The organism is Priestia sp. KCTC 13724 (assembly GCF_056820425.1).
Genome location: NZ_JBXDLD010000019.1, coordinates 61209 through 74352, shown reverse-complemented (window position 1 = coordinate 74352; position 13144 = coordinate 61209). Strand labels below are relative to the sequence as shown.

The window sequence follows — 13144 nt, the reverse complement described above, 5'->3', positions numbered from 1 at the left end:
TCCTGCGGGAGGCATTTTTTCATTTCACTATAAGCTTATAGAAGTTGGTGTATCTTTCCCTTCATTCATCAACTTGATATGAGTAGGCGTAATTTCAAGTAAAACGTAGTTAGCGTCATCAGGTCCATTAAACCACTGTGACATATGATCATTCCAAAAGCGGTTCTTTAACTCTTGATTATCATTAATTTTAGCAATTCCAGACACCTCTACATAATTATCTCCGTATCCTTCGCCGCTATAGCCAAGCAAAATATGCACGTTGCCGTTTTCATCAATTTCATCAGCTTTATGCGTAGCTATGCTTGTTGGCGTGTACAAGGTAATGTCACCATCTTTTTTAAAAAACGTCATGTAGCGAGAATTAGGTTTTTGATTCACAACGGTCGCTAATGTACCCACTCGGTTTTCATCTAGTAAGTTCGATAACTTGTCCATCATTCTTGCTTATTCATTTGAATCAGCTCCTTAAGTTTATCGTCTTACTTAAGATATACCACCGTTGGAAAAAACTAAACATCGTGTATCTATTTACTTTTAAATAGACAATAATATAATTATGTAAACTAAAATGCGATAAAAAGCCCGCACTGCCGTAACTCGAAGTGTCTTAAATACCCAGATCAACTAGGTGGGTGTTCGCACAGTCGGTTTTAGCGTCCCAAGAAGGGCATGCTATCCGCAACTGAATTTTGAACTCCCTTTTAACACTCAAAGGTTTAAGACAACATGAGTATACGCACAGCGCAGGTATGTAGGTATACCTTTTAAAAAGGTATACATGGTGTGTGTTAGGAATTTTACACAATCGCAATCATGTGTACAAGAGATGATTATAAAGCAATATTTGTGGAAATGCAACATAATTATTTAATGCTAAAAAATGTATTTAAAGATGTGTTGTTTTTTGATTTATAGTTAAAAGTAAAACGAGGGGCCCTAAGATAGGCAGAACACATATGAATAGGTAGCGATGACTCCTAAAAAGAATATAGGTTAACCAAGTAAGGACAAAAAAATCAACGGTCATAACGCTAACTAATTCAGAATGCTTGAAAGCTTCTATATAACCTGAAAATGAGCCTGCTGCAAAACCATACAAATAAAGAATGAGAGTGATTGTCAACAAAGACAGTAAGAAAGTGGGTGAGGTTAACCATTTGTTTAGAAGGTTAAATCCGCGACTCTTAGTTGATTTCTCGCCATTTAGTACAAAGTAAGGTAAAAGCGCGAAGGCTCCTAATCCAAAAGAGAGCAGTGAAAAAGGCCAGCCTGGAAGTTTAAATGAGTCGTTTGGCATAATTAGTGATGCAAATAAAAGAGGGAATAGTCCTAAACAAGAAAAAATCATAACGACGAGTGGCTCCACTGTTGCGAATTGCCCAGAGATCAACTTCATCATGACGAGGTCGTTTTTTCCTTTGCTGCTAATAGCCATGCATAAATAATAAGGAAAGTCCACATGGATAGATACTTCAAAATCCTCACTCCTTTTCGTTTTATCATAGCATGGAAAAAGAAAAGCATGAAAACGTAATGTTCTCATGCTTTAATGCAAGGTACCTTGAGTGGGACGAGTAAACCAATTCCATAACTCTACTTCTCCTAAAGAAGAATAGGTAATCGACGGTTCGTTCTTTAGTTTTAGCAGTTCTTTTGTTGGTCCTGTTAAGACAATGCCGTATATTTTAACACCGTTCTTTTTTACAAATTTGTATCGGTTAGTTAACTGAAGTTCATCTGGGTTCATCCATCTAATTTGTTGAACCGTCCGTTCGTTATCAGCAAGCAGCTTCAGTAGCTGCACCACGCGCTCTTCATCCGTAAAGGTTTCTTTTTCTTCATAAAACGGTAGCTCTAGCATTGATGGGAACCCAAAAGATGAGGTTAAATCTACAAGCGGATTGCTTGTATCACTTCCTTTTGCTTCATACCCAGTGTCTAAAGCATACCAGACGGTTGAAATGTCGCTTGAAAGTGTAGAGCTAAGTTTCTCTTCAATTTCTTCCATAGTATAGGCTTGATCAAAAGAAAGCGCAATTTCACTAACTGTGCCTTCAGGGAGTTGATCAAGTGCTCCCCATGTTTCATTCGACCATTTTTGATAGAAAGAAGCGTCTTTTTCTTTTTTTACTCGCTCTGGATAAGCAAATGATAACTTCATATTATAATGGTCGTTTAAAAAGTTTTTGTCGACGTTTGTGACCCGTTCAAACAGGTGGTGAAACGTATATTGTCCGACACTTTTTTGCGCTTGCCCAATCTCTTTATACAGCGTGTACTCATTTTGTAAGCGGAAGAAAGGCTTCGTTTCGGTTCTTGAATTTTGTACATATATGTTTGGTAAAGCAGATTCAATCGCGGCTTTATCCACAGTTCGTAAATATTCACCTTTAGGAGTGAAAGAATAGTAAATAGCCGATAAAAAGCTGCCTCCTAACCAAAGTAAGATAAAAGCGCTTAGCACAGTCAATACATTAGTAAAGCGTTGTCTCCATTTCGCCCTTATCATTGAGCGCTTTGCTTTTTCCTGGTCAAACGTAGAGGAAGCAGTGACTGGCTGTATTTCTTCTTCATCAAGCAGGTTTTGAAGATAATTCATACATTCATCACACTCTTCAGTGTGGCGTTCGAGCTCTTCTACTTCTGCATCTGTCAAAGTTCCGTCTTTGTATTTTGTCCATTGGTGCTGCATATTTTGACAGCTCATACGTTCTCTTCCTTTCTCTTCTTTAATTGCTGACGTCCTCTATAAAGAGCCATTTTCACTTTTGCTAGAGTAAAGCCAGTCATCCCAGCAATTTCTTCATATGTAAAACCGTGATAATCACGAAGTAGTACAATATTTCTTTTTGGCTCTGGAAGAGAGGATACTTCTGAAAGCCACGTGTTAATTTCATCTTGCACAAACACCTTCTCTTCAGCACTTGGTTGTGGTGAAAAATGCCATTCCTCTAGTTCGACAGTTGGTCGCTTTTTTTCTTTTCGATACCAATCAATAAATGCGTGATAGGCAATTTTGAACAGCCAAGGCTTTACTTCTTCACCGCTATATGTTTCTAAATGTAGCAGTACGCGATAAAACGTTTCTTGCATAAGGTCTTCTGCAGCTTCTTTCCGCCGCGTAAGAGAGAGAAGATAGCGGAAAAGATCGTGCATATGCTGTTCATAAATTTCTTCGAAATGATGCTTAGGTGCCATTTTCCCCCCCTTTCCTTTAACTAACGGAAATGTTCGTCAAAAGTTTCTAATTATAATGTAGGAAAATATAACTGTTTTCTAAGCGCATAAAACATAAATGTTAGCATACCATATGGAAGAGAAAATGCGATGAAATTCGACAAAATTCCATGAAAAATGTCATTTTTTTAAAAAACTAAGGTTTAATTGGTGTTCGGAATGGCAAGAAAATGGTATGATAAGACTCAGAAGGTATACATTATCATATTGATGGCGTACATAGCATTTTTAAAAATGACGCTCGTTGAAACTTCTCTCATAAAATTTTATTTAAACGTTTGAAATAAAGTAGTTTCGGGAAAAGTCACAAGATAGCTCAAACGAGTGGTGAAAATCAAGCTTTGTAGATAAAAGGTGTATATAGTTAATAAAATACAAAGGTGGGATCATCATGGATGTAGAAAATACACAAGGAACAGAAGAGCAAGCACCGAAGGTAAAAGCAGCAAAAGTCGGTGACACAATTCAGCCAAAAAAAGGTGATTTTAAAGGATACAAAGGTATCGTCATGGTGGTTCGTGATAACTCGGTCATCGTCGATTTTGGAAAAGACGCTGAAACAGGCGAATCAATGAAAACAGTCGTTAATCACAAAAACTATAAAATTGTGAAAAAGTAGGTATCCACCTACTTTTTTTCGTGACATAAAACCTTTGAGAACCCAAATAAAATCTTGTAGAATGAAGACAGCAAACCGAGAGAAAGGATATGAATTATGGCAATTGAATTAACAGATTTAGCACTACCAAGCGAGGTACTTACTCGTATTCAAGAAAGAAAACAAAAGCTAACAGCAGAAGATGAATTTTTAATTGGGAAAGGGGGCTATACTGCAGAAGAAGCTGACATCTTAGAAGATGCTCTTATTGCTTTAGCACTCGGAAAAAACGTACTTTTAAAAGGTCCGACAGGCTCTGGTAAAACAAAGCTTGCAGAAACATTATCTTATTTGTTTTCACAACCGATGCACAGCGTTAACTGCTCAGTTGATTTAGATGCTGAAGCGTTATTAGGTTTTAAAACAATCGCTGAGAAAAATGGAAAGCAAGGTATTGAGTTTGTTTCTGGACCAGTTATCAACGCAATGAAGAAAGGTCAGCTTCTTTATATAGACGAAATTAATATGGCAAAGCCTGAAACACTACCAATTTTAAATGGTGTTCTTGACTACCGTAAAATGATTACAAATCCATTTACAGGTGAAGTCGTAAAAGGAAAAGAAACCTTTGGTGTAATCGCGGCAATTAATGAAGGCTATGTTGGGACGGTTCCGTTAAACGAAGCATTAAAAAATCGATTTGTTGTTATCGATGTACCATATATTCAAGGAGAAAGCTTGCGACAAGTATTAAAAACACAATCACAGCTTCAAGATGAAAAGTTAATTAACCAGTTTGTACAGCTTTCAGGAGATTTAATCACGCAGGTTAGCAACGGTCATATTTCAGAAGAAGCAGCATCGATTCGCGCGTTATTAGATACATGCGATTTAGCGTTATATATGCCTCCACTGCGTGCTATTAAAAGAGGGATTATTGAAAAGTTAGAAGATGAAAGGGAAAAGGCAGCCATTCAAAATATTGCAGAAACGTTATTTGAATAAGGGGTGGCGCTATGAGATTTATTAAATTTAACGATAAAAACGTTGATTCATTTTTATATATGGAGCTTGCCGATTTAACAAAAACGCTTACAAAAAACGATGATATTGAAGTTGAGTATCGGGTGTCCTCTTACTATGATCCGCTACAGAAAATTATTTATCTAAGTCACTTCTGGGATAATCGACCCGATAGTGATAAAGTGTATGGCCTTAAAAGCGACGTGTTTTTAAGAGCGATTGGAAGCTATTATCACTGTGATTTCCAAGAGGTAAATGCGTATTTGAAAAAAGTGAAGCTTTCATCTGTCTCAAGTCTTGCAAAACAGCTCTTTATGCTTTTTGAAGACTTACGTTTAGAAGATGTATGTACGAAAGAAAGACCTGGTACGAAGAAAGCTTTCGCCACACGCAGAAACGTATACCGTAAGTATTTTGCTACCCAGCTCAATGCAAATTTAATAAAAAGCGTTCATACCGATGCCCTCTTTAATGGCATCTATCTCTTATTAACGGCGGAAAACCCGTTTGAAGAAATTCCGTTCATTACAAATGAGGTTGATATGGCAATGCCATTTATTCGAAGCCAGCTAGTGAAGGTGTATGAAGCGAAAACTACTAAAGATATTGCGCGTATTTGCTTAGAGCTTGTTGATTTGTTTGATGATATTTTAGACAAAGACATGCTTAATACGTATTTCTTTTTGGCAGAGCTGGATTATGAAGAGTTAGAGACAGGCTTAACTTTTGACGATTTAAAACGTGAATCCAAACTTGCAAATGATGATATTTTAGAGCATGAACAAGACGGCGATGAAGATATTCATGAAGAGAAAATGGAAATGTGGCACCGTGAAACAAGTAAAGCAACGCAAAGCTTTTTGCAATTTGATATGGATCAAGGCTCTAAAACGGATATGCTAGGCGATGGTGTACGTGAAGGAGACGATGGTGATCAAGCGCTCGGTATTGTTCAAGGTGCTTCACAAAAAACGTCACGAAACGATTACTCACAGATGGAAGCAATGGATCAAACGCATCCAGAAAAAGACGGAGCAGCTGACTATGAATATGGAAAAGATAATAAGTACGCGTTTCCAGTGTTCGTGGATCCAACCATTCCCACAGACGAAGAAGTTGCTTTGTATGGTGAAAACAAACAGCTTATTTCATCTTTTCAAAAGAAGCTAAAGCAAATGATTGAGAAGACGTTAGAGCATAAAAAAACGTTACCGAGAAGTGAACTTCAGTTTGGTCGTTTAAATAAAAGGTTATTAAAGCTATGGACAGATGATAATCCTCGCTTGTTTTATAAAAAAGACCAAGAATCTCCGCAGATTGACGCGGTTTTCTCTCTACTCGTTGATTGCTCAGCATCAATGTATGACAAAATGGATGAAACGAAGCTAGGAATTATCTTATTCCACGAAGCGCTAAAATCAGTGAGGGTTCCACATCAAATCGTTGGGTTTTGGGAAGATACAAACGATGCAACTGAAACAAGCCAGCCTAACTATTTAAAAACAGTGATGGACTTTCAATCTTCTCTTAAACCAAAAAGCGGTCCTGAAATTATGCAGTTAGAGCCAGAGGAAGATAATCGCGACGGATTTGCTATTCGTCACATGACAAGACGCTTGTTAAAGCGAACGGAAAAACAAAAATTTTTACTCGTATTTTCAGATGGAGAGCCTGCAGCGATGGGATATGAACAAAACGGTATCGTTGATACGCATGAAGCAGTGCTTGAAGCAAGAAAGCATGGAATGGAAGTAATTAATGTCTTTTTATCAAACGGTGAAATTGATGAGGGACAGCGAAAAACAATTCAAAATATGTATGGGAAATATAGCATCCTAGTACCAGATATTAAAGAGTTGCCAGATGTTTTATTTCCGCTTCTGAAAAAATTACTTCATAAAAGTATTTAAGGATATTGACAGAAATGCAGATTATCCACTAGTATAAGCTTATAAATGAAAAATGTTCTCCTAGAGAAAATCCCTTTTACATTTGATTTACCAACAGAGCTTTTACCTTCTAACGATAAACGATCGTATAGGTTTAAAACAAGGTTAACTTTTAGTGAAGGAGTAGAAAGTAAGGACCAAGATCAGATTACCATTACGGAATAAGAAAACAGCCTGAGAAAAAGCTCAGGCTGTTCTTTTATTCTTCTTCCTTATCAAACCAAAGCAGTTCTTGGTCGTCAACGTCTCCGTTATAGTTAATTAACACTTCATCCCCAGCTTTAATGTCTGTATAGGCATAAAACTCAAATACGTGTTTATCAAAGTTAATTTCATAAGTAGCATTAGGGGTATAAGAGTGATTAAATAGCATCCCATAGCCTAATAAAATAGCAGAATGATTAATGCCATATTCAAATGAATAATCTGCTAAAAGCGTTTTTTCAATATGTTCATGTTCTTCGTTAGGGTAAGCAATAACAGGTGCTTCGTGGATTAAATCACCTTTTTTAATATCTTGCGTTGCAAATACCCCGCGATTAAATTCACCATCACTTAATGTTGAGGCCTTAATTTCGATCATGTGTTCACCTATTTCTTCTTTCTTCTAAATTTTAGTTCCTCCTTAAGCTTGCCAGGTAATCAAGTAGAAATCAACCATATTTTAAAAATAAGTTGGCATGAATAGAAGCAGGAGTTAAGTATGGTTTGTTCCATTGCGCTGCAGATACTCGCGTTCCGCAGGGAGGAACCTGAGCCTTCTCGCTTGCGCTGCGAGGTCTCAGGCTTTCTGCTAGTGCTTCATTCCAATAGTTTTTAACTTGTTTTTGGAACTAATAAAAGACATCCAAACGATCAAAAGTGTTTAACTTTCAACAGTTTGGATATCTCGTTAGCTAACATACGTATGGCCCAGACCTTTTAGGTAATTAAACCATTGGTTTCAGCATAAATTCATGCACATATGAACGGTTAGCGTATAGCGTATACTGTGGATGCGTTTTTGCTCCCCAGCTATCGTCACCGCCTACACCCATTTGCTTATAGTTAATGCGAATGGACGTTTTATCACTAACAGGCAGCTTGTAATGATGATCATAGCTTTCAAGTTCAAACGGAGTGTACGGTAATGCACTTAATTCAATGGTTGGTGTACCCTTAATTGAGAAACCAACGCTGTTTTCATTGAGAACGCGTGCTGAACGAACGTCCGTTTTATTCCCGCATTCCTGTGGACGTAAATAAGGTGTTACCTGTGACTTTACATCACTTGTATAATAACCAACCTTTGCTCCTGTGTTGCGATCCCAATGATTTTCATGAGGTCCTCTTCCGTACCAAGAGAGCTGGTTAAATTCTTTTGGCATAGTAAAGCGTAAGCCGAATTCAGGAATTTCAGGCAGCGTCTTGCTCGGAACGAGAGTTTGACGAATGGCAACCTGTCCGCTGTTATCTACTTTATACACAATTTCACAGGTTGTATTTTCAAGCGCATGAAAGCAAAAGCGTGTGGTAATAGCTATATGGTTTTGCTGTTCTTGTACATTGAACGATTCCAACTCTCTGTTAAGGCTTGCTTCTTTCCAAACTTGGCAGCGCTCTTGAAGTTTGTTACCCAGATCGTTATCCGTTACTGCTCTCCAAAAGTTTGGTTGCAATCCATCTAGCAATAATTCGGTATCTTTACATAAATAAGAAGTTAACAACCCAGATTCTTTGTTAAATGTAAGGGTAGCAGAGTCAGCTTTAATCGTAAGTTCTTGGCTTGTATCTTTTATAGCACGTGGCGCTTTTGTCTCAGCTGCAGGTTGTGAAGCAACTTGTGCCGGTAGAATAAACTGTTCAAATGCTACTTCATGACCTTTGTCAGCCCACTTGGTCTGGCTTTTTAATTTCATTGATAGAGTAGCAATAAATTCATCATCGTTTTGGGATTTTTTATAATCATCCAACGGTAATTGAATCTCTTTTGTTGTTTGAGGTTTTACATCTACTATAAACGAATAGTTATAAATGTCTTCACCATTTTTTGTCACTGTAAGCGTAAACTCATAATCTTTTAAATTTGTAAACAAGTAATCATTTTGGACAGTAAAGGTTTTTTGTCTAAGATCAGTAGCCTTCCATGATACAGCTTCATAGCATTTTTTAACTTCATACAGCTTTGGCGTCACGTCACCATTAGCAAATAAAAGTCCGTTACCGCTAAAATTGCCATCATGTGGACTTTCTCCAAAGTCACCACCGTATGCTAAATAAGTAATTCCTTCTTTTGTTGTTGTTTCAAGAGCTTGGTCTCGCCAATCCCAAATGAAGCCGCCTTGTAAGATAGGGTATTGATTAATAATATTCCAATAATCAGCTAAGTTACCGCACGAATTCCCCATTGCATGGCTATATTCACAGAGAAGATAAGGCTTTTTAGGGTTCATCAGCGCATATTTTTCAATGTCGGCCGGCTTAATGTACATCGTGCTTTCGATATCAGATGCATCGTAATCTCGGTGATGGAATATTCCTTCATAATGTACGAGGCGCGTATCATCTTTTTGCTTGAAGAAATCATACATATGCTTGAAATTTTCCCCACCAAACGATTCGTTTCCAAGTGACCAAATTACAATAGAAGAGTGGTTTTTGTCACGTTCATACATAGAGCGACAGCGATCTAAAACATTTTCTTTCCATTCAGGCTTACTTCCCGGGATTGCATCTTGTTCCCCTTCTTGCAGGTAGCTCCATGTCCCGTGAGTCTCCAGATTTGTTTCGTCAATTACATAAAGGCCATACTCATCGCAAAGTTCGTACCAGCCTGAAGCATTAGGGTAGTGAGAGGTGCGCACTGCGTTAATATTAAACTGCTTCATTAATAAAATATCATGGAGCATATCTTCTTTTGTAATGCCGGCTCTACCTTTCGTCGCAGAAAACTCATGGCGGTTTACGCCTCTGAAAACAATTGTTTCGCCGTTAATCTTCATTAATCCATCTTTTAATTCAAATGTACGAAATCCAACCTTGCAGCTTTGTGCTTCAATTACGTTTCCGTCTCCACCTTTCAAGGTTAGCACAAGCGTATAGAGATAAGGGCTTTCTGCACTCCATTTGTTTGGTGAGGCAATGCCTGTTTCAAGCAAAGCAGTCTCTTGTTCATGTATTGAAAGAGATGTTTGCAATGGCTGATTCAGCACTTCTTTAAGCTCAGCATCATAAAGCATGGCTTCAAGCGTTACGTGTTCAGCAATTTGTTCGATATAATTCGTAATATCAGCAGAAATCGTTAGCTTTCCGTTCACATATTTGTCGTCTAGCTGTGCGCGGACGGTAAAGTCAAAAATATGAACTGGAGGAGTAGAGTATAGATAAACGTCTCTAAAAATTCCGCTCATTCGCCAAAAATCTTGATCTTCAAGCCAACTAGCATCGCTCCAACGATATACCTCTACAGCTAGTTTATTTTCACCTTCTTGAATATAAGGAGTTAAATCAAACTCAGCAGGCGTAAAGCTATCTTCACTGTATCCGACTAGTTCACCGTTTACCCATACATAAAAAGCGGATTCTACTCCTTGAAAACTAAGATAGATAGGCTGATTGTTCCAACTTTTATCTACTGTAAAAGTGCGCGTGTATTGTCCTACAGGATTATAGTTAGTTGGTGCAAAAGGTGCTTTAATATCATCATGATGTATCCAAGGATACGTCACGTTTGTATATTGTGGGTAATCGTCTCCTTGAAGCTGCCAGTGGGAAGGGACCGAAATGGATTCCCACGCGCTATGATCAAAATCTTTGCGATAGAAATCCATAATGCGTTCATCAGGGCGCGGTACCCACTGAAACTTCCAATCTCCATTCAAAGACTGATAGTAAGAAGATGAGGTATTAGAGTGTAAGGCTTGTTCTGGCGTTTGATAAATTGTCGTATTTGCATGAGCTGGTAAGCGATTTAATTGGAAAATTTCAGGATTGTTATTCCATTCAGGAAACCCGTTTGCTGGTGGAGTATAGCTGAATTTTTTAATTGTTTTTAACATGTTCATCCATCCCTTATTCATTTATAATGGTATATGAATATGATAACGCTTACTAAAAAGCGAATCAATCAGACAATTTTAAAAAAATATAACAAAATTCATATGAAGAATGATGAGCAGGAGAGGGAGTTAAATGGATAAAGCAATTTTTCCAACACTAACAGAGTTAGATATTAGCCTACCCTTTTATGTCTCAAGCGTAGGGTACTGGAAACATCAAGTTCATATCGCACGTGAACACGAGTTTCCAGACTTTCAGTGGATTCAGTGTATGAGTGGGAAGGAGAAGCTTTGTGTGAATAACGAAGCGTATACAATTGAACAGAATGAAGGTTTTTTTCTAACTCCTCATGTTCCGCATGAATATTATCCTTTAAGTGAACAGTGGGAAGTATGGTGGGTTTCGTTTAATGGAGCACAAATCAATGAAACTCTTCGAACATTTGGCTTGCTAAACTCAACAAAGGTTAAGGTAACGTATGCTGAAACGCTTTTGCAAAAGCTAAATGATATGATTACAGCGTTCGAAAGCAAAGGATTATCAAGTAGCTTAAAGGCTTCTGAGTTAATTTATAGCTTTTTACTTCATTTACAAAATGACTGCTTGCTGTCTGAAAGAAAAACGAGACATGAGCACCACGCGCAGCTTCAGCCTGCCATTGATTATATTGAAGGTTCGTATGCTAGTGTTGTAACCCTAGATGCTATTGCTCACTCTTTAAACGTAACGCCTCAGTATACGTGCCTTTTATTTCAGCAAGCTTTTGGTTTAAGACCAATCGAATACGTTACGCGAGTGCGCATTCAAAAAGCGAAGGAGCTCTTAATTAAACATAGCCAAATGTCTGTCTCAGAAGTTGCAGCATTTGTTGGATATGAAAATGTCAGCTATTTTATTAAGCAGTTTAAGAAATATGAAAAATTAACCCCTAAGGCATTTCGTAAACTGTATTTATCATCATAAACTTAAAAAGGAGTCGAGCGATGAATCTTGCTATAATAGAAACAGAGCGGTTAATTTTAAGAAAGATGGAAGCGTCTGATGATCAAGCGCTGTTTCAAATATTTAATGATCCAAAAGCGATGAAATTCTATCTTCATACAAAAAGCATGGATGAAACCAAGCTGTGGATTCAATCTATCCAAAATCATGATATGTCCTACGGCTTTAGTTTGTGGACCGTAGAAAAAAAAGGGGGAAAACAAATTATCGGGCAGTGTGGCTTGTTGTTGCAAAAGGTTGATGGCACCATAGAAGTAGAGTTAGGGTATTTATTTCTTCAAGATTTTTGGGGGAAAGGCTATGCAACCGAAGCGGCTCAAAGTTGTATTAACCACGGGTTTCAAAACCTTGGGTTAACGAGGATTACAGCTTTAATTGATCCAGAGCATCACGCATCGCGAAAAGTAGTGGTAAAAATAGGAATGAAAAAAGAAAAGCAGATTATAAAGTGGGATAAACCTATTGATGTTTATTCAATTCAAGCTGGAGGGGTGTCAGTTGACTAATATTGTAGAATTAACAAATATTTCACTTATACGCGAAAACAAATTGCTGCTAAACGACATATCGTGGGAAATCAATCAAAACGAGCATTGGTGTTTACTAGGCTTAAATGGCTGTGGCAAAACAACGCTCTTAAACGTTATAAATGGATACATATGGCCAACTAAAGGAGAAGCAACGATTTTAAATCATACGTTTGGTGCAACTAATTTGCCAGAAATGCGCAAAGAAATTGGCTGGGTCAGTTCGTCGTTACAACAGCGATTTCCTGAGGATGAAACGGCAATCACGATTGTTTTAAGCGGTAAGTTTGCTTCAATTGGATTGTATGAAAGCGTAACTCAAGAAGAGATAAAACGTGCAAACCAACTGCTCAAGCAGCTTAAGTGCCAGCACTTTGCAAATCAACTATATCGCACCTTATCTCAAGGTGAGCGTCAACGAGTGTTAATTGCACGCGCATTGATGGCGTCTCCAAAGCTTCTTATTCTAGATGAGCCGTGTACAGGTTTAGACCTTTTAGCTAAAGAGCAATTACTATTGTTAATTCAGCAGATTGCGATAGAACCAGATGGTCCAACTCTTATTTATGTGACGCATCATGTAGAGGAAATCTTATCCTGCTTTACCCATACTATGCTAATGAAAGAAGGACGAGTGTTTTCGGCTGGCAAAACAGCTGATTTGTTAACGGAGGATCGGCTTTCTGCGTTCTTTGAACAGGAAGTATTAGTTCAAAAAATAAAAGACCGTACATGGCTATCGCTAAAAGAAAAAGTTACCTATTGAA

The 13144-nt window shown here is 37.8% G+C and carries 12 protein-coding genes and 1 other RNA gene; 6 read left to right on the top strand and 7 right to left on the bottom strand.

Annotated features, from left to right (window positions below):
* Positions 1-27: 27 nt before the first annotated feature.
* From AC1UFB_RS03395 to AC1UFB_RS03375, 5 genes are all read right to left on the bottom strand, one after another.
* Complete coding sequence (locus tag AC1UFB_RS03395; RefSeq protein WP_100347661.1) at positions 28-441, bottom strand: pyridoxamine 5'-phosphate oxidase family protein; 414 nt, start codon at positions 439-441, stop codon at positions 28-30.
* A gap of 137 nt (positions 442-578) precedes the next feature.
* A non-coding RNA gene (ssrS, locus tag AC1UFB_RS03390) (6S RNA) lies at positions 579-756 on the bottom strand.
* Between the two features lie 133 nt (positions 757-889).
* On the bottom strand, positions 890-1402 hold the full coding sequence (locus AC1UFB_RS03385) for a hypothetical protein (protein WP_326046380.1): 513 nt from the start codon (positions 1400-1402) through the stop codon (positions 890-892).
* Between the two features lie 147 nt (positions 1403-1549).
* Positions 1550-2710: an anti-sigma factor gene (locus tag AC1UFB_RS03380; protein WP_100347662.1), complete on the bottom strand. Its 1161-nt coding sequence runs from the start codon at positions 2708-2710 to the stop codon at positions 1550-1552.
* Positions 2707-3201 (bottom strand): RNA polymerase sigma factor, encoded by a 495-nt coding sequence (locus AC1UFB_RS03375; RefSeq protein WP_061785801.1) that lies wholly within the window; start codon positions 3199-3201, stop codon positions 2707-2709. Before AC1UFB_RS03375 ends, AC1UFB_RS03380 begins: the two co-directional genes overlap by 4 nt.
* A gap of 427 nt (positions 3202-3628) precedes the next feature.
* Between AC1UFB_RS03375 and AC1UFB_RS03370 the strand changes: the two genes are divergently transcribed.
* From AC1UFB_RS03370 to AC1UFB_RS03360, 3 genes are all read left to right on the top strand, one after another.
* Complete coding sequence (locus AC1UFB_RS03370) at positions 3629-3859, top strand: DUF2187 family protein (RefSeq protein ID WP_025910525.1); 231 nt, start codon at positions 3629-3631, stop codon at positions 3857-3859.
* 96 nt (positions 3860-3955) lie between these two features.
* Entirely contained in the window at positions 3956-4843 is an 888-nt protein-coding gene (locus tag AC1UFB_RS03365; RefSeq protein ID WP_025910524.1) for an ATP-binding protein, read from the top strand.
* A gap of 11 nt (positions 4844-4854) precedes the next feature.
* The gene (locus AC1UFB_RS03360; protein ID WP_482588517.1) at positions 4855-6771 is read left to right on the top strand and encodes a vWA domain-containing protein; all 1917 of its coding nucleotides are present in this window, start codon (positions 4855-4857) and stop codon (positions 6769-6771) included.
* A gap of 238 nt (positions 6772-7009) precedes the next feature.
* Here AC1UFB_RS03360 and AC1UFB_RS03355 read toward each other — a convergent pair whose 3' ends face one another.
* Together AC1UFB_RS03355 and lacZ are read right to left on the bottom strand one after the other, a co-directional pair.
* Entirely contained in the window at positions 7010-7393 is a 384-nt protein-coding gene (locus AC1UFB_RS03355; protein ID WP_025910521.1) for an SET domain-containing protein, read from the bottom strand.
* A 346-nt stretch (positions 7394-7739) separates the two neighbouring features.
* Positions 7740-10847 carry a beta-galactosidase, LacZ type gene (gene lacZ / locus AC1UFB_RS03350; protein WP_482588515.1) on the bottom strand — a complete coding sequence of 1036 codons (3108 nt, stop codon included), beginning with the start codon at positions 10845-10847 and terminating at the stop codon, positions 7740-7742.
* A 133-nt stretch (positions 10848-10980) separates the two neighbouring features.
* Here lacZ and AC1UFB_RS03345 point away from each other — a divergent pair, with 133 nt between their 5' ends.
* From AC1UFB_RS03345 to AC1UFB_RS03335, 3 genes are read left to right on the top strand one after another with little or no spacing between them, the layout of a single operon-like run.
* Entirely contained in the window at positions 10981-11811 is an 831-nt protein-coding gene (locus AC1UFB_RS03345) for an AraC family transcriptional regulator (protein WP_482588513.1), read from the top strand.
* Between the two features lie 20 nt (positions 11812-11831).
* Positions 11832-12356 carry a GNAT family N-acetyltransferase gene (locus AC1UFB_RS03340; protein WP_482588511.1) on the top strand — a complete coding sequence of 175 codons (525 nt, stop codon included), beginning with the start codon at positions 11832-11834 and terminating at the stop codon, positions 12354-12356.
* Position 12357: 1 nt separating this feature from the next.
* The gene (locus AC1UFB_RS03335) at positions 12358-13143 is read left to right on the top strand and encodes an ABC transporter ATP-binding protein (protein WP_025910517.1); all 786 of its coding nucleotides are present in this window, start codon (positions 12358-12360) and stop codon (positions 13141-13143) included.
* The last annotated feature ends 1 nt before the right edge of the window (position 13144 follow it).